Annotated in this window: 23 protein-coding genes; 10 read left to right on the top strand and 13 right to left on the bottom strand. The window is 67.8% G+C overall.

From position 1 onward, the window contains the following. Nucleotides 1-78: 78 nt before the first annotated feature. The gene (locus tag DFR41_RS08980; RefSeq protein WP_114802466.1) at nt 79-1,797 is read left to right on the top strand and encodes a SulP family inorganic anion transporter; all 1,719 of its coding nucleotides are present in this window, start codon (nt 79-81) and stop codon (nt 1,795-1,797) included. Nucleotides 1,798-1,855: 58 nt separating this feature from the next. Here DFR41_RS08980 and DFR41_RS08975 read toward each other — a convergent pair whose 3' ends face one another. Further along, entirely contained in the window at nt 1,856-2,476 is a 621-nt protein-coding gene (locus tag DFR41_RS08975) for a LysE family translocator (protein ID WP_114802465.1), read from the bottom strand. A 113-nt stretch (nt 2,477-2,589) separates the two neighbouring features. On the opposite strand from DFR41_RS08975, the gene DFR41_RS08970 reads away from it, so the two are divergent. Further along, a complete protein-coding gene (locus DFR41_RS08970) occupies nt 2,590-3,063 on the top strand; it encodes an Lrp/AsnC family transcriptional regulator (protein WP_017758822.1) in 474 nt (157 codons plus the stop codon). 57 nt (nt 3,064-3,120) lie between these two features. On the opposite strand, the gene DFR41_RS08965 is transcribed toward DFR41_RS08970, so the two are convergent. Continuing rightward, nucleotides 3,121-4,062, bottom strand: a complete 942-nt coding sequence (locus DFR41_RS08965) for an SDR family oxidoreductase (RefSeq protein ID WP_114802464.1) — start codon at nt 4,060-4,062, stop codon at nt 3,121-3,123. An 85-nt stretch (nt 4,063-4,147) separates the two neighbouring features. Between DFR41_RS08965 and DFR41_RS08960 the strand changes: the two genes are divergently transcribed. Then, the gene (locus DFR41_RS08960; RefSeq protein WP_017757261.1) at nt 4,148-5,197 is read left to right on the top strand and encodes a CDP-6-deoxy-delta-3,4-glucoseen reductase; all 1,050 of its coding nucleotides are present in this window, start codon (nt 4,148-4,150) and stop codon (nt 5,195-5,197) included. 79 nt (nt 5,198-5,276) lie between these two features. After that, nucleotides 5,277-6,257 (top strand): Bug family tripartite tricarboxylate transporter substrate binding protein, encoded by a 981-nt coding sequence (locus DFR41_RS08955; RefSeq protein ID WP_114802463.1) that lies wholly within the window; start codon nt 5,277-5,279, stop codon nt 6,255-6,257. 106 nt (nt 6,258-6,363) lie between these two features. Here DFR41_RS08955 and DFR41_RS08950 read toward each other — a convergent pair whose 3' ends face one another. The 8 genes from DFR41_RS08950 to DFR41_RS08915 form a co-directional block, all read right to left on the bottom strand. Beyond that, nucleotides 6,364-7,080: an ABC transporter ATP-binding protein gene (locus tag DFR41_RS08950; protein WP_017757259.1), complete on the bottom strand. Its 717-nt coding sequence runs from the start codon at nt 7,078-7,080 to the stop codon at nt 6,364-6,366. Nucleotides 7,081-7,090: 10 nt separating this feature from the next. Beyond that, a complete protein-coding gene (locus tag DFR41_RS08945; protein ID WP_017757258.1) occupies nt 7,091-7,861 on the bottom strand; it encodes an ABC transporter ATP-binding protein in 771 nt (256 codons plus the stop codon). Nucleotides 7,862-7,882: 21 nt separating this feature from the next. After that, nucleotides 7,883-9,073, bottom strand: coding sequence for a branched-chain amino acid ABC transporter permease (locus DFR41_RS08940; RefSeq protein WP_114802462.1), 1,191 nt, complete (start codon nt 9,071-9,073; stop codon nt 7,883-7,885). A gap of 16 nt (nt 9,074-9,089) precedes the next feature. Further along, nucleotides 9,090-10,019 carry a branched-chain amino acid ABC transporter permease gene (locus DFR41_RS08935; RefSeq protein ID WP_043118477.1) on the bottom strand — a complete coding sequence of 310 codons (930 nt, stop codon included), beginning with the start codon at nt 10,017-10,019 and terminating at the stop codon, nt 9,090-9,092. A 233-nt stretch (nt 10,020-10,252) separates the two neighbouring features. Continuing rightward, nucleotides 10,253-11,560 carry a replication-associated recombination protein A gene (locus DFR41_RS08930; protein WP_114802461.1) on the bottom strand — a complete coding sequence of 436 codons (1,308 nt, stop codon included), beginning with the start codon at nt 11,558-11,560 and terminating at the stop codon, nt 10,253-10,255. A 29-nt stretch (nt 11,561-11,589) separates the two neighbouring features. After that, on the bottom strand, nt 11,590-12,222 hold the full coding sequence (lolA, locus tag DFR41_RS08925) for an outer membrane lipoprotein periplasmic chaperone LolA (RefSeq protein ID WP_043118475.1): 633 nt from the start codon (nt 12,220-12,222) through the stop codon (nt 11,590-11,592). Between the two features lie 10 nt (nt 12,223-12,232). Further along, nucleotides 12,233-14,623: a DNA translocase FtsK gene (locus DFR41_RS08920; RefSeq protein ID WP_114802460.1), complete on the bottom strand. Its 2,391-nt coding sequence runs from the start codon at nt 14,621-14,623 to the stop codon at nt 12,233-12,235. 127 nt (nt 14,624-14,750) lie between these two features. Continuing rightward, nucleotides 14,751-15,425 (bottom strand): Crp/Fnr family transcriptional regulator, encoded by a 675-nt coding sequence (locus DFR41_RS08915; RefSeq protein ID WP_017757252.1) that lies wholly within the window; start codon nt 15,423-15,425, stop codon nt 14,751-14,753. A 166-nt stretch (nt 15,426-15,591) separates the two neighbouring features. On the opposite strand from DFR41_RS08915, the gene trxB reads away from it, so the two are divergent. From trxB to rpmG, 3 genes are all read left to right on the top strand, one after another. Further along, nucleotides 15,592-16,554, top strand: a complete 963-nt coding sequence (trxB, locus tag DFR41_RS08910) for a thioredoxin-disulfide reductase (protein WP_114802459.1) — start codon at nt 15,592-15,594, stop codon at nt 16,552-16,554. A 296-nt stretch (nt 16,555-16,850) separates the two neighbouring features. Further along, nucleotides 16,851-17,084 (top strand): 50S ribosomal protein L28, encoded by a 234-nt coding sequence (gene rpmB / locus DFR41_RS08905; protein WP_043118471.1) that lies wholly within the window; start codon nt 16,851-16,853, stop codon nt 17,082-17,084. Nucleotides 17,085-17,101: 17 nt separating this feature from the next. After that, a complete protein-coding gene (gene rpmG, locus DFR41_RS08900; protein ID WP_017757249.1) occupies nt 17,102-17,275 on the top strand; it encodes a 50S ribosomal protein L33 in 174 nt (57 codons plus the stop codon). A gap of 215 nt (nt 17,276-17,490) precedes the next feature. Here the strand turns inward: rpmG and DFR41_RS08895 are convergent, their stop codons facing one another. The 3 genes from DFR41_RS08895 to purN form a co-directional block, all read right to left on the bottom strand. Next, nucleotides 17,491-18,702 carry a DesA family fatty acid desaturase gene (locus DFR41_RS08895; protein ID WP_017757248.1) on the bottom strand — a complete coding sequence of 404 codons (1,212 nt, stop codon included), beginning with the start codon at nt 18,700-18,702 and terminating at the stop codon, nt 17,491-17,493. A 133-nt stretch (nt 18,703-18,835) separates the two neighbouring features. Beyond that, a complete protein-coding gene (locus tag DFR41_RS08890) occupies nt 18,836-20,110 on the bottom strand; it encodes an RsmB/NOP family class I SAM-dependent RNA methyltransferase (protein ID WP_114802458.1) in 1,275 nt (424 codons plus the stop codon). Nucleotides 20,111-20,146: 36 nt separating this feature from the next. After that, entirely contained in the window at nt 20,147-20,731 is a 585-nt protein-coding gene (gene purN / locus DFR41_RS08885) for a phosphoribosylglycinamide formyltransferase (protein WP_114802457.1), read from the bottom strand. A gap of 202 nt (nt 20,732-20,933) precedes the next feature. Between purN and DFR41_RS08880 the strand changes: the two genes are divergently transcribed. From DFR41_RS08880 to DFR41_RS08870, 3 genes are all read left to right on the top strand, one after another. Then, nucleotides 20,934-22,115, top strand: a complete 1,182-nt coding sequence (locus DFR41_RS08880) for an acyl-CoA dehydrogenase family protein (RefSeq protein WP_114802456.1) — start codon at nt 20,934-20,936, stop codon at nt 22,113-22,115. 12 nt (nt 22,116-22,127) lie between these two features. Then, nucleotides 22,128-23,243, top strand: a complete 1,116-nt coding sequence (locus DFR41_RS08875; protein WP_114802455.1) for an acyl-CoA dehydrogenase family protein — start codon at nt 22,128-22,130, stop codon at nt 23,241-23,243. 123 nt (nt 23,244-23,366) lie between these two features. Next, nucleotides 23,367-24,749, top strand: coding sequence for an alpha/beta fold hydrolase (locus DFR41_RS08870; protein WP_114802454.1), 1,383 nt, complete (start codon nt 23,367-23,369; stop codon nt 24,747-24,749). The last annotated feature ends 41 nt before the right edge of the window (nt 24,750-24,790 follow it).

Genomic DNA, 24,790 nt, shown 5'->3' with positions numbered 1-24,790 from the left:
ACACCGGCATGACGCCGATCGGCAGGCCAGTGGGCGGACAATCGCGCGCCACCGTCGCCTGAGCACGGTGCCCGCTTCATGACTGCCCCTGCCGATCCCGACCTCCCCCACTCCCCGTCGCCAGCGTCCCCACCCGTGGGCCGGGCCCGGGCCCTGAAGCACTGGCTGCCTTTCCTGGACTGGCCCCGGCCCACGCGCGGCCTGCTGGTCAGCGAGGCGCTGGCCGGCCTTACCGTGGCGCTGATGGTGATCCCGCAGGGCGTGGCCTATGCGGCGCTGGCGGGCATGCCGCTGGTCACGGGCATCTATGCGGCCCTGCTGCCGGCGCTGATCGCGGTGCTGTTCAGCTCGTCGGCGCGGCTGTCGGTGGGGCCCACCGCCCTGACCAGCCTCCTGGTGGGCGCGACGCTGGCGCCCATGGCCGTGCCGGGCAGCGCCGAATGGGTGTCGCTGGCGGTGTGGCTCACCCTGCTGTCGGGCGCGATGCAGATCCTGCTGGGCGCGGCGCGTTTCGGCTGGCTGCTGCGGCTCGTCAATTCCCCGGTGCTGATGGGCTTCACCCAGGGTGCGGCGGTGCTGATCACGCTGTCGCAACTGCCGGCGCTGCTGGGCTACACCGGCCGCACGCCGCTACAGGTCATTCAGGGCCCGCCGCCGGACTTCATCGCCATCGGTTTCGGCCTGGGCAGCATGGCGCTGCTGTTCTTCGGCAAGCGCTTGTCGCCGCGCATGCCGACCACCATGCTGCTGGTGGCCGGCACCGCCCTGATCAGTGCGCTGCTGGGCTATGCGCTGGGCGGCGGCGCCGTGGTCGGCCAGTTGCCAGGCGGTCTGCCCGACTTCTACCTGCCGCAGGCGCTGGGCTGGCACACGCTGGGCACGCTGCTGCTGCCGGCCTTCCTGATCACGCTGGTGAGCTTTCTGGAGACGGCCTCCAGCGCCAAAGTGGACAACGCCCGCGCCGGCAGGCTCTGGAACGAGAACCAGGACCTGATCGGCCAGGGCCTGGCCAAGGTGGCCTCGGGCCTCACCGGCAGCTTTCCGACCAGCTCGTCCTTCTCGCGCTCGGCCATCACGCTGTATGCGGGCGCGCAGACGCAGTGGGCCACGCTGTTCAACGTGGCGGTGGTGGCCGTGGCGCTGCTGTGGGCCATGCCGCTGCTCTACCACGTGCCGCAGGCGGTGCTGGCGGCCATCGTCGCCACAGCAACCATCGGGCTGCTCAAGCCGCGTTCCTTCTTGCAGCTGTGGCGCATCTCGCGCATCGAGGCCGGCATCGCCTTCGGCACCTTCGTGCTGACCGTCGCGACGGCGCCCTCGATCTACTGGGGCGTGCTGGGCGGGCTGCTGGCGGCGCTGTCGCACTACATGTACCGGCATCTGCATCCGCGCATCATCGAGGTGGGGCTGCACGCGGACGGCAGCCTGCGCGACCGCCACCTGTGGCACCTGCCGCCGCTGGCGCCGGACCTCTACGCGCTGCGCATGGACGCGGAACTGGATTTCGCCTCAGCCAGCACGCTGGAGCGCCACATCACCGAGGCACTGGCCAGGCATCCGGACCTGCGCCACGTGTGCCTGTTCGCGCAGCCCGTCAACCGCGTGGACCTGACCGGCGCCGAGGTGTTCGGCAACATCCGGCGGCTGCTGGAGGGGCGCGGCGTGATGCTGCACCTGTCGGGCCTGAAGCTCCCCGCGCAGCAGGTGCTGGACCGTGCAGGGCTGCTGGCGCCGGGGCCGCTGTTCGCGCAGTACCGGACGGACGGCGAGGCGCTGGCGGCACTGGCCCGTCCATGACCTCCATGCCACGCCCTCGCGGCAGGCACTGACTGCCGCTCTCCCGCACAGCAGCGGGTCACCGAAGTCCTGCGACCAGCTTCAGCCCCAGCCCGACCAGCGCCATGCCCCCCAGCCGGGTCGCGACGGTGCGGGCGGCAGGACGCCTGGCGAAACGCCGCGCCACCTCGCGGCCCATGACCACCAGCAGGCCCTGCCAGAGCAGGCTCAGCAGCGTCACGTGCAGCATCATGAGGGGCAGCGTGACCGCCGAAGCGCCGGGCGCGATGAAGAGCGGGAAGAAGGCCACGAAGAAGAGCATCACCTTGGGATTGGCCAGGCTGATCGCGAAGGCGCGCCATGCATAGGCGCGCGGGCTGCGGGGCGCGTCGGGCGCGGCGGTCGCCGCGGAAGCGGTGGACCGCAGCATGCCCCAGCCCATCCACAGCAGATAGCCGGCGCCCAGCCACTGCAGCGCCCCGAAGAGCGCCGGGCTGGCCTGCAACAGCGCCGCGAGCCCCAGCGCGGCGGCGGCCATGAACAGCGCGTCGCCCGCCAGCGTGCCGCCCACGCAGGCCATGCCGGCCCGCACGCCGCCGCGCGCCGTGGCGTCGAGGATGGCGACGGTGCCCGCACCGGGAACGGCCTGGAAGATCAGGATGGCGATGAGGAAGCTGCCGTAGTTCTGGATGTCGGCCATGGGAATCTCCGCGTTGGGACGACAAGGATCATCCGAGGCCGGCAGCCGCTTTCCCAGCCAATATTTACGGCGACAGATTTGATTTCCGGCTCTTTTTCCGGCCCAATTTACCGATGGCCAGAACACCCACCGAACCGCTCGACGACACCGCCTGGCGGCTGCTCGGCGCCCTGCAACAGGAGGGCCGCGCGCCGCTGAAGAGCCTGGCCGAGCAGGCGGGCCTTTCCGTCGCCGCCACGGCGGAACGGCTAAGACGTCTGCAGGAATCCGGCGTGGTGCGCCGCATCGGCGCCGAGCTGGAGCCGGCGCTCGCCGGCTACCCGGTCAAGGCGATGGTGGGCATCACGGTCCATCAGCCGGGCAAGAAGGCCTTCCTGGAGCGGCTGCGCACCGCCGCCGAAGTCCTGGAATGCCATCACGTGGCGGGCGCCGACTCCTACCTGATGACGGTGGTCGCGCCCAGCCTGCCCGAGCTCGAACGCTTCCTGGGCACGATCAACGGCTATGGCGAGACGCGGACCTCGATCGTGTTCTCCACGCCCATCGAACGCCGCGGCTTGGTGCCGGTGGGCAGCCGGCGCGCGTGACCGATCCGCGGCGCGCGAACCACGACGGCGTCCCTGCCGAGAGGCCGCCTGCGAAAGCTACGAGACGGCGCCCTGGAGACCCCGGGCCACGTCGGGCCAAGCCAGCCGCACCCGCAGTTCCTGCTTGAGCCGCCGGTTTCGCAGTCGCCGCGACTCGCTCATGAAGCTCATCTGCATGGGCGACAGCTGCGCGGCCGCTTCGGCACGCGACAGCCTCGGCGGCCGCGGCAGGCCGAAGAGGTCGGCCGCCAGGTCGAAGTACTCGCCCATGCGCAGCTGCGTGTCGTCGCTCGCGTGGTAGATACGCTGCGGCCGGCCCCGGAAGAGCGCGGCGATGCAGGCGCGCGCCAGGTCGTCGGCATGGATGTGGTTCGTGTAGACATCGTCTTCCACCCGCAGAGCCGGCGTGCCGCGCAGCAGGCGCTCGCGCGGCGTGCCCGCGGGCCGGTCGGGCGCGTAGATGCCCGGGATGCGCAGGATGCTGGCCCCCAGGCCGCGCGCGCCGGCCTCGCGCACCGCACGCTCCGCATCGACGCGACGTCGGCCGCGCGCGGTGGCCGGCGCGACCGGGCGGGTCTCGTCGATCCAGTCGCCGCCGCAATCGCCATACACACCAGTGGTGGAGCCGTAGACCAGCACGTCCGGCGCGGCCACCGCGCCGCCGCGGGCCAGCGCTTGCAGCAGCGCACGGGTGCGAGGGTCGCGGTCGTCACCCGCCCCCGACTCGCGCGGCGGCGGGGCCAAATGGAGCACGCGGGGCGCAAGCCCAGCCAGGCGGCGCAGCGTGGCAGGCCGGTCCAGGTCGCCCACCAGCGGAACAGCGCCGGCCGCGCGCAGCGCGGGCACCCGTTCGGGCGATGACGTCAACGCCAGAACCCGCATCCGCCCGCCGAGCTGGCGCAGCACCCGCTGGCCCACATCGCCGCAACCGACGACGAGCAGCCGCATGCGGCGGAAGCGCGCCGGCAGCGCACCGAGGGGAAGACGGTTTGAAGGCAAAATCGAACGCTTTCCGCAGTCTTGACCGGCCGCGCCCGCCCCACGCGGCGCCAGCGCCGGCACAACCCCCGAAGAATACCCACCCATGTCCGACACCGTGTTCTCCGTGAGCGTGGAGCCCAGTGGCCGCCGCTTCGACGCCGAGGCCGGCGAATCCATCCTGTCCGCCGGCATCCGCCAGGGCATCGGCCTGCCCTACGGCTGCAAGGACGGCGCCTGCGGCTCCTGCAAGTGCAAGAAGCTCTCCGGCGAAGTGACGATGGAGCCCTACCAGTCCAAGGCCCTCAGCGCCGAGGAGGCCGCTGCCGGCTACATCCTGACCTGCCGCGCCCATGCCACCAGCGACGTGGTGCTCGAATCGCGCCAGGTGGTCGATGCCGACGCCTTCCCCATCCGCAAGATGCCTGTGCGCGTGCAGACGCTGGTGCGCCTGTCGCACGACGTGATGCAGCTGCGCCTGCAGCTGCCGGCCGGCGAGCCGATGAAGTTCCATGCCGGCCAGTACGTCGAGTTCCTGCTGCGCGACGGCGCGCGGCGCAGCTACTCGATGGCCAATGCGCCGCACACGCTGTCCGAGCCGGGCACCGGCATCGAACTGCACATCCGCCACATGCCCGGCGGCAAGTTCACCGACCATGTATTCGGCGCGATGAAGGAGAAGGAGATCCTGCGCGTCGAAGGCCCCTACGGCAGCTTCTTCCTGCGCGAGGACAGCACCAAGCCCATCGTGCTGCTGGCTTCCGGCACCGGCTTCGCGCCCATCAAGGCGCTGATCGAGCACATGAAGTTCAAGCGCATCGAGCGGCCCGCCACGCTGTACTGGGGCGGCCGCCGGCCGCAGGACCTGTACATGGACGGCTGGATCCGCGAGCAGCTGGCCGAGATGCCCCAGCTGCGCTACGTGCCGGTGGTGAGCAACGCCGTGCCCGAGGACAACTGGACCGGCCGCACCGGCTTCGTCCACCAGGCGGTGCTCGAGGACACGCCCGACCTCTCCGGCCACCAGGTGTATGCCTGTGGCGCGCCGGTGGTCGTGCAGTCGGCGCAGCGCGACTATGTGGCCCAGGGCGGATTGCCCGAAGAGGAATTCTTCGCCGACGCCTTCACCTCCGAGGCCGACAAGGCCGCGCCCTGAGCGCCTGCTCCGCCGCATGCCGCGCCTGCCGTCGACCGACGGCGCGCGGCCTTCCGATCCCAAGACAACCAGAGACACCATGACCCGCCCGATCACCCGACGCCCCGTGCTCTCCCTGCTGGCCGCCAGCGCCGCCCTGCCCTTCGTGGCGCGCGCCGACAGCCGGCCGATCCGCCTGGTCGTGCCCTATGCCGCCGGCGGCCCCATCGACGTCACGGCCCGCGCGCTGGCCGAACGTGCCAAGGACGCATTCGGCGGCCCGATCATCATCGACAACAAGCCGGGTGCGGGCGGCAACATCGGCGCCGACATGGTGGCCAAGGCGCAGCCCGACGGCCTGACCATCGGCATCGCCGCCACGGCGACGAACGCGGTCAATCCCTGGCTCTACAGCCGCATGCCCTACAACGCGGCCACCGACTTCGCGCCCATCAGCCAGATGGTGCGGGTGCCCAACGTGCTGGTGATGAATGCCGAGACGGCGCAGCGCCTGAAGATCAACAGCCTCAAGGACCTGATCGCCTACGCCAAGGCCAACCCGGCCAAGCTGAACTACGGCAGCGGCGGCAACGGCAGCGCCGGCCACCTGGCGGGCGAGATGTTCAAGAAGGCGGCCGGCATCTTCGCCGTGCACATCCCCTACAACGGCGGCAACCCCGCGCAGCTGGCGCTGCTCAGCGGCCAGGTCGACTTCAACTTCGACAACCTGGCCACGGCCGCACCCAACATCCGGGGCGGCAAACTCAAGGCACTGGCCGTGACCACGCTGCAGCGCAGTCCCTTCCTTCCGGACGTGCCACCGGTGGCGGACACGCTCAAGGGCTTTTCCATCGACACCTGGTGGGGCCTGGTGGCGCCGGCGGGCACACCGCGCGACGTAATCGACCGGCTGAACCAGGCCTTTGTCGGCGCGCTCAACGCGCCCGAGACCAAAACCCGCTTCGCTGCCCTCTTCGCCGAGCCGGTGCCCACGACGCCCGAGCAGTTCGGCGCCTTCATGAAGAGCGAGCTGGCCAAGTACGAACAGGTGGTCAAGGCAACGGGCGCGAAGGTGGACTGAGCGCCTGACGCCGCCCCGGCGGTGCCCCCAAAGCAGAACGGGCCGGCGAAAGCGCGGCCCGTTTCTTTTTCCTGGCTGTGGCGGCCCCACAGGGCCGCCTGCCACGTCACTCGCCCAGGTAGGCCGCGCGCACCTTCGGATCGTTCAGCATGACCTTGGCATCGCCGTTCATGGTGATCAGGCCCGACTCCATCACGTAGCCACGGTCGGCAATCTGTAGCGCGCGGCTGGCGTTCTGCTCCACCAGCAGCACCGTGACGCCCTGGTCGTAGACCTGCTTGACCACCTCGAAGATCTTGTCGCACATGATGGGCGACAGGCCCATGGTGGGCTCGTCCAGCAGCAGCACCTTGGGACGCGCCATCAGCGCACGGCCCATGGCCAGCATCTGCTGCTCGCCGCCGGACATGGTGCCCGCCAGTTGCGTGGCGCGCTCCTTCAGCCGTGGGAAGGTGGTGAAGACGCGGTCGATGTCCTGCGCGATGCCGGCCTTGTCGTTGCGCGTGTAGGCGCCGATCTGCAGGTTCTCGGTGATCGTCATGCGCGTGAACACGCCGCGGCCTTCCGGCACCATCACCAGGCCTTCCTTGACCAGGTCCCAGGCGCCACGGCCCTTGATGGACTTGCCCATGAACTCGATCTCGCCAGCCAGCGCCGGCAGCGTGCCGGTGATGGCCTTCATGGTGGTGGTCTTGCCGGCGCCGTTGGAGCCGATCAGCGACACCAGCTCGCCCTCGCGCACCTCGAAGTCCACGCCCTTGACGGCCTGGATGCCGCCGTACGCGACCTTCAGGCCGCTCACTTTCAACAGAGTCTGTGCCATGCGCGACCTTTCAGTGTCCACCGGTGCCGAGGTAGGCCTCGATCACCTTCTCGTTCTTCTGCACCTCGGCCGGCGTGCCTTCGGCGATCTGCTTACCGTAGTCGAGCACCGTGACGCGGTCGCACAGGCCCATGATCAGCTTCACGTCGTGCTCGATGATGAGCACCGTGCGGTTGTCCTTGCGGATGCGGTCGATCAGCTCGCGCAACTGCACCTTCTCGGTGGCGTTCATGCCGGCGGCGGGTTCGTCCAGTGCGATCAACTGCGGGTCGGTAGCCAGGGCACGGGCGATCTCGAGCCGACGCTGGTCGCCGTAGCTCAGCGTGCGGGCCTTGAAATCGGCGTACTTGCCCACGCCCACATAGTCGAGCAGCTCGCGTGCGCGATCGGCGATGGCCCGCTCTTCGGCCTTGAAGCCCGAGGTGCGGAAGATGGCGCCGAACACGCCCGAATGCGTGCGCACGTGGCGGCCGACCATCACGTTCTCCAGCGCCGTCATCTCGGCGAAGAGACGGATGTTCTGGAAGGTGCGCGCGATGCCGGCCTTGGCCACTTCGTGCACGGCCGTGGGCTGGTAGGGCTTGCCGGCCAGCTCGAAGCTGCCGCTGTCCGGCGTGTACAGCCCGGTGATGACGTTGAAGAAGGTGGTCTTGCCCGCGCCGTTGGGGCCGATCAGGCCATAGACCTGGCCGCGCTCGATGCGGATGCCCACGTCCGACAGGGCCTGAAGCCCGCCGAAACGCTTGGAGATGCCCTTCACGTGAAGGATGGTGTCTGCCATGAGAGTGTTCCTTCCTTCGGCTCAGGGGTTGATGGACATGGGCCGGTTGGCACCGCCGGGCACCTCTTCGGCCGGCGTGTCGATGCCGGGCGTGACGGCCTGGGTCGAGCCAGCAATCGGATCGGGAGCACGCGGCGTGGTCTTGAGCGACTTGCCATGCTCCGGCGACGGCCACAGGCCGCGCGGACGCACCAACATGATCAGGATCATGGCCAGCGCGATGAAGAGCTGGCGCAGGATGGAGGCATCCAGCCGGCCATCGGTCATGTCCTGCAGCGGACCGGCCACATAGCGCAGCACCTCGGGCAGCGCCGCCAGCAGCACTGCACCCAGGATCACGCCGGGCAGGTGGCCGATGCCGCCGAGCACCACCATCGAGACGATCATCACCGACTCCATCAGGCTGAAGGACTCGGGCGAGACGAAGCCCTGGAAGGCCGCGAACATGGCGCCCGAGACGCCGCCGAAGCTCGCCCCCATGCCGAAGGCCAGCAGCTTCATGTTGCGGGTGTTGATGCCCATGGCCTTGGCGGCGATCTCGTCCTCGCGGATCGCCATCCAGCCACGGCCCACGCGCGAGTTCTGCAGGCGGTGCGACAGGATGACGGTGAAGATGACCAGCACCAGGAATAGGTAGTAGTACAGCGACACCGAAGAGATGGTGTAGTCGCCGATCTTCAGCGGCCGGCCCAGGTTCAGGCCGAAGATCCGGATGGGATCGATGCTGCTGATGCCCTTGGGACCGTTGGTGATGTTGTAGGGATGGTCCAGCGTGTTCATGAACACGCGAATGATTTCGCCGAAACCCAGGGTCACGATGGCCAGGTAGTCGCCGCGCAGTTTGAGCGTGGGCGCACCCAGCAATGCGCCGAAGATGCCGGCCAGCACCAGCGCCGCCGGTATGACCAGGATCAGCGAGGTGTGGAACCCGTTCGGGAACATGGCCTGCAGCGCCGGGAAGGAATCGGTCAACTGCGTGGAGCCGAGCAGCGCATACAGGTACGCGCCGATGGCGAAGAAGGCGACGTAGCCCAGGTCCAGCAGGCCGGCGTAGCCGACCACGATGTTCAGGCCCAGCGCCAGCATCACATACAGCAGCGCGATGTCGACGATGCGCACCCAGGCATTGCCCTGCGTCTGCAGCAGCAGCGGGAAGGCCAGCAGCGCGACGGCGGCGATCAGGAAGACGACGAGGTTCTTGGAATTCTTCATGGAGCCTCCTTGGCCGTCAGGCCCGGTCCGCCACGCGCTCGCCGAGCAGGCCGGACGGCCGCACGGTCAGCGTGATGATCAGAATGATGAAGGCGAAGATGTCGCTGTGCTGGCTGCCCAGCACGCCGCCCGTGACGTCGGACAGGTAACCCGCGCCCACGGCCTCGATCACGCCGAGCAGCAGGCCGCCCACCACGGCACCGGCCAGGTTTCCGATGCCGCCGAACACGGCGGCGGTGAAGGCCTTGAGGCCGGGGATGAAGCCCATGGCGTGCTGCGCGATGCCGTAGTTGGAGGCATACATGACACCCGCGATGGCCGCCAGCACGGCGCCGATGATGAAGGTGGCCGAGATGACCGTGTCCGGCCGGATGCCCATAAGCGCAGCCACGCGCGGGTTCTCGGCGGTGGCCCGCATGGCGCGGCCGAGCCGCGTGTAGTTGACCAGCCAGGTCAGCACCGCCAGCGAGATCGCGGTGACCACCAGGATCATGATCTGCGTCGGCGAGATGGCCGCACCCGCGATGTGCACCGAGTCGCTGGGCAGCAGCGTCGGATAGGCCTTGTTGGTGGGGCGCCAGATGATCATGGCCAGCGTCTGCAACAGGATCGACATGCCGATGGCCGTGATCAGCGGGGCCAATTTGGGACTGTTGCGCAGCGGCCGGTAGGCGACTTTCTCGATGGTGAAATTGAGGGTGGCCGCCACCACGCAGGCGATCAGGGTGGCCAGGATCAGGATGATCCAGCCGGGGGTGCCCGGCATGGCCGACTGCATCCAGCCGATGATGGTCCAGCTGGTCAATGCGCCGACCATGAGGACCTCGCCGTGGGCGAAATTGATGAGGTTGATGATGCCGTACACCATGGTGTAGCCGAGGGCTATCAGGGCGTACATGCTGCCGAGAACCAGACCGTTGATGATCTGCTGCAGCAATATTTCCATAAAGAGAGGTCCCTTTTGTTATGCGTCCCGGTGAGGACGCCTTCTGCCAAGCCGGAGCACCGGATTGGCGCCGTGGTTCAGGTAGCAAAAAACCCGCCAGCATGGGTGGAAGGCGGGTCTAAGTGGGCGGGATTTTAGACACGCGGCCGCGCTACTCTGGTGCGCGGCAGCTGGGGGTTTCCCGCAGCGGCGTGAAGGGGTCGGCGCTTTAGCGGATACGTTGAAAGACGGGCTCAGTCTTCGCCGGCCTGCGCGTCGAGCCGGCGCAGATGCGCCAACTTCTCGGCAATCTTGGTTTCCAGGCCGCGGGGCACCGGCTGATACCAGCGCGGTTCGGGCATGCCCTGAGGCAGGTAGGTCTCGCCGGCTGCATAGCCTTCGGGCTCGTCGTGCGCATAACGGTAGGCCTTGCCATGGCCCAGCGATTTCATCAGCTTGGTGGGCGCGTTGCGCAGATGAATGGGCACTTCGCGCGACTTGTCCTGTCGCACGAAGGCCCGCGCCTGGTTGTAGGCGTTGTAGCCGGCGTTGCTCTTGGGCGCGACGGCGAGATAGATCACTGCCTGAGCCAGCGCAAGATCACCCTCGGGCGAACCAAGCCGCTCGAAAGTGGTGGCGGCATCGTTGGCGATCTGCATGGCGCGCGGGTCCGCAAGGCCGATGTCCTCCCAGGCCATGCGGACGATACGCCGCGAAAGGTAGCGTGCATCGGCACCGCCATCGAGCATGCGCGTGAGCCAGTACAGCGCCGCATCGGGATGGGAGCCGCGCACCGACTTGTGCAGGGCGGAGATCTGGTCGTAGAAGTTGTCGCCGCCCTTGTCGAAGCGGCGCGCGTTGAGCGTGAGCGCGCTCTGCAGGAAGTCGGGCGTCACTTCCTGCACGTCCGCGGCACGCGCCGCCGTGTCCGTCTGCTCCAGCAGGTTGAGCATGCGGCGCGCATCGCCGTCGGCATAGCCCACCAGCGTGTCGACCGCGGCATCGCTCAAAGCCAGGTGGGTCAGTACCTTCTCCTGCGCACGGCGCACCAGTTGACAGAGCTCATCCTCGCTCAAGGACTGCAGGGTGTAGACCTGGGCCCGCGACAGCAGCGCGGAGTTGACCTCGAAGGACGGGTTCTCGGTGGTGGCGCCGACGAAGGTGACCAGCCCCGATTCGACGAAGGGCAGCAGGCCGTCCTGCTGGCTCTTGTTGAAGCGGTGGATCTCGTCGACGAAGAGGATGGTCTTGCGGCCCAGCGCCAGGTGCTGCTCGGCCCGCTCCATGGCGGCGCGGATGTCCTTGACGCCCGAGAACACGGCCGACAGCGCAATGAACTCGTAGCCGAAAGCCTTGGCCGTGAGGCGCGCCAGCGTGGTCTTGCCCACGCCGGGCGGACCCCACAGGATCATGGAATGCGGCTTGCCCGATTCGAAGGCCAGCCTGAGCGGCCGGCCGGGACCGATCAGGTGGCTCTGGCCGATGACCTCGTCGAGGCTGGCCGGGCGCAGGGCCTCGGCAAGGGGCGCCGCAGGCGAAGGGGGATCAAACAGGTCGGCCATGCGCCGATTGTCCGGCCGTCAGCGCGGCCTCACTGCCGGACGACGTCGGCACCCGCGGGAGGCTTGAACTGGAAGGTGCCCGCGGACATCGACGGATTGACCTGCACGTTGGAGAAGCGCAGCACCGAGCGCTGGCCGAAGGCGTCCAGGATGTCGAGGGCTGCCAGCGCATCGCCCTGAAAGCCGATCTCCACACTCTGCAGTTGCGCGTCGCGCGACTTGGGCGTGGCCTTGACCCATTGCAGACCGTCACGGGCTGGCGCATCGGCCAGGGTGAAGTCGGACTCCAGTGCCCGCAAGTCGGCGGCCGAGGCGATCAGCGCCGCCGGCGTGGAACCCAGCGCCTGGGCCTGCGGGCGCTGTGTCACCTGGTTGAGGTCGGCGTCGTAGAGCCAGAGCGTCTTGCCGTCGGCCACGATGGTCTGCGCAAAGGGCTTGCGGTACTCGAAGCGGAATTGGCCTGGGCGCTGGAATTCGAAGGTGCCGGCGGACGTCTTCGCGCGCATGGGCTGACCGTCCTTGGGGGGCGCACTGACCGTCTGTGTGAAGTCAGCCTTTCCAGAACGCGCTGTCTTCAGAAAGGCGCCCAGGCTGTCGAGTCCACCCGCCCAGGCGCCGCATACCGCAACCCCAAGCACCCATCCCACCATCAACTTCCGCATTCCGGTCCTTTCATTCGCTGCGCGCCGGCACGAGGATCTCACGCTGCCCGGCGCCGCTCATCGCGCTCACCAAGCCGGCGTTTTCCATGTCCTCGACCAGCCGCGCCGCGCGGTTGTAGCCAATCTTGAGGTGGCGCTGCACCAGCGAAATGCTGGCCTTGCGGTGCTTGAGGACGACCTCGACCGCCTGGTCGTACATCGGATCCTTTTCGCCACCGGCGTCGCCGCCCTCACCCATCGGACCGTCCTCGCCATCCACAGTTCCGCCTTCGAGCACGCCCTCGATGTAGTCGGGCTCGCCCTGGCTCTTGAGGTAGGCCACCACGCGGTGCACCTCGTCGTCGCTGACGAAGGCACCGTGCACGCGGATCGGCAGACCGGTGCCGCTCGGCATGTAGAGCATGTCGCCCATGCCCAGCAACGCCTCGGCGCCCATCTGGTCCAGGATGGTCCGGCTGTCGATCTTGCTGCTGACCTGGAACGCGATGCGTGTAGGAATGTTGGCCTTGATGAGGCCGGTGATCACGTCGACGCTGGGGCGCTGCGTGGCCAGGATCAGGTGGATGCCGGCCGCCCGCGCCTTCTGCGCGAGACGAGCGATCAGCTCTTCGATCTTCTTGCCGACCACCATCATCAGGTCGGCCAGCTCGTCGATGACGACGACGATGTGCGGCTCGCGGCGCAGCGGCTCCGGATCGTCCGGCGTCAGGCTGAAGGGGTTGTAGATGAACTCCTCGCGCGCCTTGGCCTCATCGATCTTGGCGTTGTAGCCCGCGAGATTGCGCACGCCCAGCTTGGACATGAGCTTGTAGCGCCGCTCCATCTCGGCCACGCACCAGTTGAGGCCGTGGGCCGCCTGCTTCATGTCGGTGACCACCGGCGCCAGCAGGTGCGGGATGCCTTCGTAGACCGACATCTCCAGCATCTTGGGGTCGATCATGAGCACGCGCACATCGCTCGCTTCGGCTTTGTAGAGCAGCGACAGGATCATCGCGTTGATGCCCACCGACTTGCCCGAGCCCGTGGTACCGGCCACCAGCACGTGCGGCATCTTGGCCAGGTCGGCCACCACCGGGTTGCCGATGATGTCCTTGCCCAGGCCGATGGTCAGCATGGACTTGGCCTCGTGATAGACCTGCGAGCCCAGGATCTCCGACAGCCGGATCGACTGCCGCTTGGCGTTGGGCAGTTCCAGCGCCATGTAGTTCTTGCCCGGAATCGTCTCTATCACCCGGATGGAGACCAGCGACAGCGAGCGCGCCAGGTCCTTGGCCAGGTTGACGATCTGCGAGCCCTTCACGCCAGTGGCGGGCTCGATCTCGTAGCGCGTGATGACCGGGCCCGGCGAAGCCAGCACCACGCGCACCTCGACGCCGAAGTCCTTGAGCTTCTTCTCGATCAGGCGCGAGGTCATCTCCAGCGTATCGGGCGACACCGTCTCCTGACGGCCGGCGGCCGCATCGAGCAGGTCCACCTGCGGCAGCTTGCTGTCGGGCAGTTCCTTGAAGAGCGGCTTCTGGCGCTCCTTGACCACGCGCTCGCTCTTGGGCACATCGGCCACGGCGGGCTCGATCTGCACGGGTGCGGCCTTCTCGCGCCGGCGCGGCGCGGGCGGTGGCACGTCGTCGAATGCAGGCTCCCTGTCGTCGGGGGGCAACGGCGCATCGCGGTCGTGGGCCGCCACCTCTTCACGTTCGCGGCGCGCCTTTCGGCCCATGGCCAGGTCCTGCGCGAGTTCGCGCTTTTCGCGACCCCGCTCGAAGAGCGAATAGAGGCGTGCGCCGATCGCCTCGGCCACCTGGGCCCAGGAGAAGCGAAAGACGAGGGCCGAGCCGATCACACCTGCCGCAATGGCCACCAACGCGGAGCCGGTGAACCCCAACCAGCGCACACCGGCCGGCCCCACGAGGTAACCCAGCACACCGCCGCCGTGCCCGGGCAGCCGGAACTCCAGGCGATAGAGCCGCGACCATTCCAGCATGGCGCTGGCCACCAGCAGCAGCACCAATCCAAGCCAGGACATGAGCCGGCTGCGGTTCAGGCGCGGCAGTTCGGGCTCGCCCTGCGGCCGGCCACCGCGCAGCCACTGCGCGAGGGACGACAGCCAGACGCGCACCGACGCCGCGAATGCCCACCAGATCGAATAACCGGCCAGGTAGTAGCTCGCGTCGGCCAGCCACGCCCCCACCGCGCCGCCCCAGTTCTTGACGACGCCGCCTGTGCCGGACGTGGACCACGCCGCATCGGACGGCGTGTAACTGAGCATCGCGAGCAGCCAGAACAGCATGAGGGCAAAGGCCGCGACGAGCGAGATTTCATGCGCGAAGCGCAAGGCGCGCTGGCGCACGGGCGGTACTTCTGGCGCCGCCGTGTTGTGAAGTGTGTGCAAGGAATAGGTCATGGACGCAGACACGCACGGCCATGCCGCGCGCAATGCGCAAGCCTAAACCATCTTGGGCTGGCCACACCGCGGGCAGGCTGCGGGGCGGGCGCGTAAGCGCATCGCCGCGCGTCCGGATGCCGCGGACTCAGCCCAGCGCAGACAGGCGGTCCTTGACCAGCATCGAGCCATCGGGCTGCGTCTGCACGAAGCCGCGCTCCTCCAGGTCCTTCATGACGCGGCTGACCATCTCGCGGGACGCGCCGACCATCTTGGCCAGGTCCTGGCGCGAAATCCGCTCCCGCACCACGAAGTTGCCGGCGCCGTCCTCGGTGACGAAATCCATCAGCGCACGCGCCACGCGGCCGTAGACATCCATCAGTGCCAGCGACTCGATCTTCCGATCCGCATGGCGTAGGCGCCGGACCAACCCGCGCATGATGTTGTAGGACATCGAGGAACTGTCCGGCAGGCAACGCGAGAACGCCTCGCGGCCGAGGACGAGCACGTCCGTCTGGACGTCGGCGCGCACCGTGGCCGAATGCGGCTCGTCGTCGATGAGGCTCATCTCGCCGATGTAGTCGCCGGACTGAAGGGTTGCCAGGATCACCTCTCGACCGCGGCTGTCCGCACTGAGCACCCGGGCACGGCCGGCCAGGATGATGTACAGGGCATTCGTCTTCTTGCCCTGTTCCACGATGAGTTCGCCGCGCTTGAAGCGCCGCTTGACGATCGCATCGGCGATGTTGGCCGCCTGAGAAGGCGTGAGCGCGGCAAAGAGCGGCACCCGGCGAAGCAGTTCCAGGTTCGAAAGCATCGACATCTATTTCCTCCCTGTGCCGCGCCCTTCGAGGGACGCAGCATCAATAAATACAATCACGCACATAAGAAGAGCGCTCCGCATGCATTGAACCTGAACAGGATACTGACGTCCCACCGGTGACCCAATGTACACGCGGTCCCCCGTTCACCATTCAGGCTCGCAGTTTATGACCACTCCCCTGCATACACAGGTACTCATTTTGGGCTCCGGCCCCGCCGGCTACACCGCCGCCATCTACGCAGCCCGCGCCAACCTCAAGCCGCTTCTCGTTACGGGCCTCGCCCAGGGTGGGCAGCTGATGACCACCACCGAAGTCGACAACTGGCCCGCGGATGTGCACGGCGTTCAAGGTCCGGAGTTAATGCAGCGCTTTCTGGAGCATGCCGAGCGCTTCAACACGCAAATCGTTTTCGACCACATCAACCAGGTCGACCTGAGCAAGCGCCCGTTCACGCTGACGGGCGACAGCGGGACCTACACCTGCGATGCGCTGATCATCGCCACCGGCGCTTCGGCCAAATACCTGGGCCTGCCGTCGGAAGAGAAGTTCATGGGCCGCGGCGTCTCGGCCTGCGCCACGTGCGATGGCTTCTTCTACCGCGAGCAGGATGTCTGCGTGATCGGCGGCGGCAATACAGCCGTCGAAGAGGCCCTGTACCTGTCCAACATCGCCCGGCAGGTGACGTTGGTCCACCGCCGCGACAAGTTCCGCGCAGAACCCATCCTCATCGACAAGGTTCACGAGAAGGTCAAGGAGGGCAGGATCGTGCTCGAACTGCACAGCGAACTCGACGAGGTGCTGGGCGACGACAGTGGCGTCACCGGCATCCGGCTGCGCAACGTGCAGTCCGGCGACAAGAAGCAGCTCGACCTCAAGGGCTGCTTCATCGCCATCGGCCACCATCCCAATACCGACCTGTTCCAGGGCCAGATCGAGCTCAAGGACAACTACATCGTCACCCGCTCCGGCCTGAATGGCTTTGCCACCATGACCAGCGTGCCCGGTGTCTTCGCCGCAGGCGACGTGCAGGACCATGTCTACAGGCAAGCCATCACCAGCGCTGGCACTGGCTGCATGGCTGCGCTGGATGCGCAACGGTTCCTGGAACAGCAGGAAACCACCTCCTGAAGGAGTGTGAAAAGAGGTGGGGCTGCTGAGACAACTTGAAGCCGCAGACCCTTACGGCGCAGCCCTACCGCGCGATGCTTCGTGCGCTCTCGAAAGCCCGGGCACTGGACCGTGGACAACACTCCCCCATCCTTCCTATAATCGCGGGCTTTGCCGCTTATGCGCCCCGGCGTGCGAGCGGCATCCGGGCCACCGCCACCCGTTTTCTGGCGAGGTCAAGCCGATCCACCCCACGGTCTGTGCGTCACGCGCAGACCGCAGCGTCTGGTGACGGCTGTTCATGAAAGAGTGTCCTCATGGCACGCGTATGTGAAGTCACGGGCAAGGGCCCGATGGTCGGGAACAACGTTTCCCACGCCAACAACAAAACCAAGCGCCGGTTCATGCCGAACCTGCAATACCGTCGTTTCTGGGTTGAGAGCGAAAACCGCTGGGTGCGTCTGCGCGTCTCCAGCGCCGCCCTGCGCCTGATCGACAAGAACGGCATCGACGCCGTGCTCGCAGACATGCGCGCACGCGGCCAAGCCTGAGCTGAAAGGAGCACACCATGGCAACGAGCAAAGGCGGACGCGAAAAGATCAAGCTGGAGTCCACCGCGGGCACCGGCCACTTCTACACCACCAGCAAGAACAAGAAGACGACGCCTGAAAAGATGTTGATCATGAAGTTCGATCCCAAGGCGCGCAAGCACGTCGAATACAAGGAAGTGAAGCTGAAGTAATTCAGCCCACGCCTTCTTCAAAGAACCCGCTGTGATCCAGCGGGTTTTTTGTTGCCTGCGTCGCAGCGGCGCGCGGTGGGCACCAGCAGGATTTGCCCCCGGCCCTTGCGCCTCCGCCCAGTGCGCAAGCCTTCGTCCACACAGCAAAAAACCGGCACAAAGCCGGTTTTTGGGATACCCGACGCCAGGGCGTCGAGCAAAGCGCGGGACTCAGATCACACGTGCGCCGCGCGCAGACGGATCGAGAAATCCTGAAGGGCCTTGATGCCGCTGGCCTCGGCGCGGTGACACCAAGCGGCCAGGTCAGCTGCCAGTTGCTCGCGCGACTGGGAGGTGTTCATCCACATCTGGCGCAGTTCTTCGCGCATCGTGACCATCTTGTCCAGCACCGGATGGGCAGCGCGGGCCTCGGCGAGCTTGGGACGGGCGGCGGCCGGCACCTTGTCGTCATCGCGGTGCAGCCAGCGGCGGGCCGCCTTGAGCACCGACAGGTCGGCGCCACGGGCCTGCAATTGCGACAACTCCTGCTTGCAGGTACGGCGCATCTCGCGGGCATAGCCGGCCATCACTTCGTAGCGGTTGGCAATGACGGCCTCGAGGGTCTTCTCGTCGGCCACCGGGCGAACCTCGCCCATGCGCAGCTTCGGTGGCACCTTCTTGACCTTGGCCCAGCCCAGCTTCTGCATCAGCATGATGTAGCCCCAGGCGATGTCGAACTCGTACTTCTTGACCGAGAACTTCGCGGCGGTGGGATAGGTGTGGTGGTTGTTGTGCAGCTCTTCGCCGCCGATCACGATGCCCCAGGGCACCAGGTTGGTGCTGGCGTCCTGCGCCTCGAAGTTGCGATAACCCCAGTAGTGGCCCAGGCCGTTGACGACGCCGGCCGCCCAGAAGGGAATCCACAACATCTGGATGGCCCAGATGGTGGCGCCGATGCCACCGAAGAGCGCCAGGTTGAGGATCAGCATGAGGCCAACGCCCTGCCAGCCGAAGCGGCTGTACAGGTTGCGCTCGATCCAGTCATCGGGCGTACCGTGGCCAAACTTGGTGATGGTCTCGTTGTTCTTCGCCTCGGCGCGGTATAGCTCGGCGCCGCGCCACATGACGGTGTCGATGCCGCGGGTCTGCGGGCTGTGCGGGTCTTCCTCGGTCTCGCACTTGGCGTGGTGCTTGCGGTGGATGGCGACCCATTCCTTGGTCACCATGCCCGTGCCGACCCACAGCCAAAAGCGGAAGAAATGGGAGGGAATGGGCCCCAGGTCCATGGAGCGGTGGGCCTGCGTGCGGTGCAGGAAGATGGTCACCGCGAGGATGGTGATGTGCGTCGTGGCGAGCGTGTACAGCACGATCTGCCACCAGGACAGATCCCACAGGCCATGGGCAAGCCAGTCGAGGGCCGAGCTCAGAACGGCGGAATCGAAAATCATCAAGTTGGGTACTCCACACGGACGGACGGGGTCGTCCTGTCAGAACAGTCCGACAATTTTAGTGTGCCGGGCTTGAAATCCACCCCGTTTTTCGTGTAACGGCGTTGAATCCCTGGGGATTGGACGCCGTGCTCTAGCGCCGGTTCCACGCGGCGGCGAAAAAACCGTCGGTGGCGTGGCGGTGAGGCCACAGGCGCAGGTAGCGCGTGCCGCTCTCGCCGCCGGCGCACAGCGCGGCGGCGCCCTCCACCTTCTGGGCGATCAGCAGGTCGACGGCCTCCAGCGGCAGGAAATCGGGATGCGCGGCGCCGAAGGCTTCGGCGATGGCTTCGTTTTCCTCCGGCAGCACACTGCAGGTGGCATAGACGAGGCGCCCGCCCGGCTTCACAAGCCGTGCGGCGCTGGCAAGGATGGTGGTCTGCTTGGCTACCAGTTCCTGCACTGCCTCGGGCGACTGGCGCCACTTCAGGTCCGGATTGCGGCGCAGTGTGCCCAGCCCCGAGCAGGGGGCATCGACCAGCACGCGGTCGATCTTGCCGGCCAGCCGCTTGATGCGGTCGTCCCGCTCGTGGGCAATGGCAGCCGGATGCACGTTCGACAGGCCGCTGCGCGCCAGCCGCGGCTTGAGCGCGTCCAGCCGGTGGGCGGAGGTGTCGAAGGCATAAAGCCGGCCGGTGCTGCGCATGGCCGCTCCCAGCGCCAGGGTCTTGCCGCCGGCACCGGCGCAGAAATCGACCACCATCTCGCCGCGACGCGCCTCGACCAAGAGCGTCAGCAGTTGGGAGCCCTCGTCCTGCACCTCGATGGCGCCGCGCTCGAAGGCGGGCAGGCGGTTGACGGCCGGCTTGCCGTCGATGCGCAGGCCCCAGGGAGAGAACGGCGTCGCCTTGGCGGCGATGCCGGCGGCTTTGAGTTCGCGCTGCACCTCCTCGCGCTTGGCGCTTAGGGTGTTGACCCGCAGATCCAGCGGCGCCGGCTGCTGCAGCGCATCGGCCAGAGCCATGAAATCGGTGTCGCCCAGTTGGACGCGCAGCCGCTGGGCCAGCCAGTCGGGCAGGTTGTGGCGGTGCTGCGCCATCAGCTCGGAAGGTGCGACGGCGTCGCAGGCGTCCAGCCAGCGCTTTTCGGCGTCGCTCAGCACGGTCTTGAGGAAGTCGCGCGAGCCATGGAAGCCCAGGATGGCCAGGCGCCGCTCGCGCGCGCCGCTGCCGGAGCGGGCCAGGTGCTCGAACAGCAGCTTCTTGCGCAGGATGGTGTAGACGGTCTCGGCGAGCGTCGCGCGCTCGCGGGGACCGAGCGACCGGTGCTCACGGAAATAGCGAGAGACGATGGCGTCGGCCGGATGATCGAATCGGAGCACGCGGCCGGTGAGTTCGGCGCAGGCTTCCAACAGGGCTTGGGGATGCATGGGGGGCGATTGTCGCCGCCCACTCCGCCCAGAGACTCAGCGCGCCGCGAGCCAGCCCTCGATGGCCTCGGGATAGAGCCGGTGCTCCTGGCTCAGCACCCGGGCCGCCAGCGCCTCGGGCGCGTCGCCGGCCAGCACCGGCACCACGGCCTGGGCCAGGATCGGGCCATGGTCGAGTTCAGCCGTCACCAGGTGCACCGTGGCACCGGCGACCTGGCAACCGGCCTCGATGGCGCGCCGATGCGTGTGCAGGCCCGGGAAGGCCGGCAGCAGCGATGGATGGATATTGACCAGCCGGCCTTCGTACCGCGCCACGAAGCCCGGTGTGAGGATGCGCATGAAGCCGGCCAGCACCACCAGCACGGGCTGCCAGCGGTCGATGGTGTCGGCCAGCGCGGCGTCGAAGGCCTCGCGGCTGTCGAAGCCGCGGTGGTCGACGACGGCGGCCTCCAGGCCCAGTTCGCGGCCCAGTTCCAGGCCGCCCGCATCGGGCTTGTTGCTGACGACGGCTGCCACGCGCACGCCGAAGCGCTCGGCCCAGCGGCGCGCCTGCGCCGCCCGCGCGATGGCCGCCATGTTGGAGCCGCCGCCGGAGACGAGGATGACGATGTTGCCGCTCATCGGCGACCTTTCGCGCCGGCATCGGCGGCCGCGCGGCGTCGACGGCTGGACGCTGCGGCGGAGACTGGCACCCGGTTGAAAACCCCGGCGCCGCGTAGAAGGGAACTCTGCATACTGGCGCGGGATTATCCGTGTGTCGCACGGCGGACTCGGCCTTGCGAACGAGCGTGCTAAAAATCCCGCTTCTCTGGAGACAACCCCCATGGATCTGGCATTCACCCCTGAAGAACAGGCGTTCCGCGAAGAGGTCCGCGCCTGGGTGGCGGACAACCTGCCCCAAGACATCGCCCACAAGGTCAACGAAGGCCTGGAGCTTTCCAAGGAAGACCACCAGCGCTGGGCAAGGATCCTCGGCAAGAAGGGCTGGCTGGGCTACGGCTGGCCCAAGCAGTTCGGCGGCCCCGGCTGGACGGCCGTGCAGAAGCACTTGTTCGAGGAAGAGACCGCCCGCGCCGGCGCGCCGCGCGTGATTCCCTTCGGCCCGGTGATGGTGGCGCCGGTCATCATGGCCTTCGGCTCGCGCGAGCAGCAGGAGCGCTTCCTGCCCGGCATTGCCAGCGGCGAAGTCTGGTGGAGCCAGGGCTACAGCGAACCCGGCTCCGGCTCCGACCTGGCCTCGCTGCGCACCCGCGCAGAGCGCCGCGGCGACAAGTACATCATCAACGGCCAGAAGACCTGGACCACCCTGGGCCAGCATGGCGACTGGATGTTCAACCTCGTGCGCACCAGCACCGAGGGCAAGCCGCAGACCGGCATCAGCTTCATCGTGCTGGACATGAAGTCGCCCGGCGTGAGCGTGCGGCCGATCCGCCTGCTCGACGGCGGCTACGAGGTCAACGACGTGTTCTTCGACAACGTCGAAGTGCCGGCCGATCAGCTCATCGGCGAGGAGAACAAGGGCTGGACCTATGCCAAGCACCTGCTCAGCCACGAGCGCACCAACATCGCCGACGTCAACCGCGCCAAGCGCGAGCTGGAGCGCGTCAAGCGCATCGCCAAGGCTGAGGGCGTGTACGACGACCAGCGCTTCCGCGATGAGATCGCCAAGCTGGAGGTCGACATCGTGGCGCTCGAAATGCTGGTGCTGCGCGTGCTCTCGGCCGAGAAGTCCGGCAAGAACTCGCTGGACATCGCCGGTCTGCTCAAGATCAAGGGCAGCGAGATCCAGCAGCGCTATTCCGAGCTGATGATGCTGGCGGGCGGCCCCTTCTCGCTGCCGCTGATCCGCGAAGCCATGGCGGCCGGCTGGCAGGGCGACTTCCCTGGCGGCCATGCGTCGCTGGCGCCGCTGGCCTCCACCTACTTCAACTACCGCAAGACCACGATCTACGGCGGCTCGAACGAAGTGCAACGCAACATCGTGGCCCAGACGGTGCTGGGCTGACAGGAGGCAGACATGGATTTCGATTTCACTGAAGACCAGCAGCAACTGCGCGACGCCGTCGGCCGCTGGGTCGAGAAAGCCTACGACTTCGACCGCCGCCGCGGCATCGAGAAGGACGGCGGCTTCTCCCGCGCCGCCTGGACCGAGTTGTCCGAGCTGGGCCTGGGCGGCCTGTACATCCCCGAGGACGACGGCGGCCTGGGCATGGGCCCGGTCGAGGCCATGGTCGTGATGGAAGAGCTGGGCCGCGGCATCGTGCTGGAGCCGCTGGCGCAGTCCTTCATCAGCGGCTCGGTGCTGGCCCGCCATGCCGGCGAAGCGGTGCGTGGCGAATGGCTGCCGGCCGTCGCCAGCGGCGAGAAGCTGGTCGTGCTGGCCTATCAGGAGCGTGGCGCGCGCTATCGCCTGGACCGCTGCGAGACCCAGGCCACGAAGTCTGGCGACGGCTACACCATCAGCGGCACCAAGAGCCTGGTGCCGGCCGGCGACCAAGCCGCGGCCTACCTGGTGCCGGCACAACTGGAAGGGCGCATCGCCCTCTTCCTGGTGCCGCGTGCCGAGGGCAGCGTCAAGGCCTCGGGCTATGCCACGCAGGACGGCAGCCGCGCAGCGGAAGTCGTCTTCACCCAGGCCCCCGCGCAGCTCCTGGCGGCCGATGGCCTGCCGGTGCTGGAAGAGGCGGTGGACATCGGCATCGCTACAACCTGCGCCGAAGGCGTGGGCGTGATGGACAAGACGCTGGCGTTGACGGTGGACTACCTCAACACCCGCAAGCAGTTCGGCGTGACCATCGGCAGCTTCCAGGCCCTGCGCCACCGCGTGGCCGACATGAAGATGCAGCTGGAGCTGGCCCGCTCGATGAGCTACTACGCCACGCTCAAGCTGGGTGCGCCCGCCGCCGAACGCCGCCAGGCCCTGGCCCGCGCCAAGTACCAGCTCGGCGTGTCGATGCGCTTCGTCGGCCAGGCGTCGGTGCAGCTTCACGGCGGCATCGGCGTGACGGACGAGTACATGGGCAGCCACTACTTCCGCAAGCTGACGCAGATGGAGATGGTGTTCGGCGACACGCTGCATCACCTCGGCGAGGTGTCGGCGCGCATGGAAGACAGCGCAGGGGTTTTCGCCTGAGCGTGGGCGCGTCCACGTCATGACACCGCAGGCCTGCCGGCATACGCTGGCGGGCCTTTGTTCTTTCTGGCGGATTGGCCGTGCGGCTCGCCGCCCTTCTTCCTTCTTGCCAGGAGCTTCGGGATGATCCGACGCCGCACCTTGTTGATGACCGCCCCCGCCAGCCTGGCGCTGGCCGCCTGCGCCACGCCGGGCACCGCCCCCCGCCGCGACACGCCTGTCGTCTTCATGCATGGCAACGGCGACTCGGCCGCGCTGTGGCAGACCACCCTCTGGCGCTTCGAATCCAACGGCTGGGCCCGTGAGCAGCTGTTCGCCCTCGACCAGCCCATGCCCCTGGCCCGCGACGACGATGCCGTGGCCCAGCGGGGCCGCAGTTCCACGGCCGAATCGATGGCCTTCCTGAGTGCGGAGGTCGACCGTGTGCTGCGCCAGACAGGCGCACCCAAGGTCGTGCTGATCGGCAATTCGCGCGGTGGCAACACGATCCGCAACTACGTGCAAAACGGCGGTGGCGCGGCCAAGGTCAGCCATGTCGCGCTGGGCGGCAATCCGGCCCACGGCATCTGGGCCATTCCCGGCTGGCGCGAGGGCAGCGAGTTCTCCGGCCTGTCGCCCTTCATGCGCCAGCTGAACGCGCCCAAGGGCCCGGGCGGCGACGAGGTGACGCCCGGCCCGCGCTGGCTCACGCTGCGCTCCGACGGCAACGACAAGTACGCCCAGCCGGACGGCCTGTGGATCGGCGCGCCGGGCAAGCCTACGAACATCACGGCCGACGGGCCGGCCCTGCGCGGCGCCACCAACATCGTGCTGCCGGGCGCGGACCACCGCGAGGTGTCGTTCTCGCCAGCGGCCTTCGACGCCACCTGGCGCTTCCTGACGGGCGATGCGCCGGGCGCCGCAGCTGTCGCCCCCGAGCCGCGGATCGTGCTCGACGGCCGCGTCACCGGCCTGGGCCTGAATCCGGCCGACCCGGCCAGCGGCGATTTCGTCAACAACCTGCCGCTGGCCGGCGCGCAGGTCAGCGTCTATGAGACCGATCCGGCCAGCGGCGAGCGCCGCGGCGCGCCGGCCTGGCGCAAGACGGTGGGCACAGACGGCCGCTGGGGGCCGTTCCCGGCACGCACTGGCGCCAGCTACGAATTCGAGATCGTGGCGCCCGGCTACGCCACCACGCACATCTACCGCAGCCCCTTCCCGCGCTCCAGCGACGTGATCCACCTGCGGCCCGAGCGTTTGGCTGCAGCTGACCGGCAGGCAGGTGCGGTGGTCGTGTTCAGCCGGCCACGCGGCTATTTCGACGCCCAGCGCGACCGCATGCGCTTCGATGGCCAGACGCAGCTGCCCGGCGTTCCGCCGCGCGGCGCGGGCGTGGCGAGTTCGCGGCTGCGCCTCGCAGCCGGGCCGGCACGCGCGGTGGAAGGCGAATTCAATGACGAGCGAATCGTCGGGCGAAGCTGGCCGGTGGCCGAGGGGCACCTGAGCCTGCTGGAGCTGACCTACTGACCACCCGCCGACGGCCTGGCAGAACCCTCATTGAAGGCCCG

This window comes from Pseudacidovorax intermedius (assembly GCF_003350475.1).
Lineage (GTDB): Bacteria > Pseudomonadota > Gammaproteobacteria > Burkholderiales > Burkholderiaceae_C > Xenophilus > Xenophilus intermedius.
This window is presented reverse-complemented; position numbering and strand designations above follow the sequence as displayed.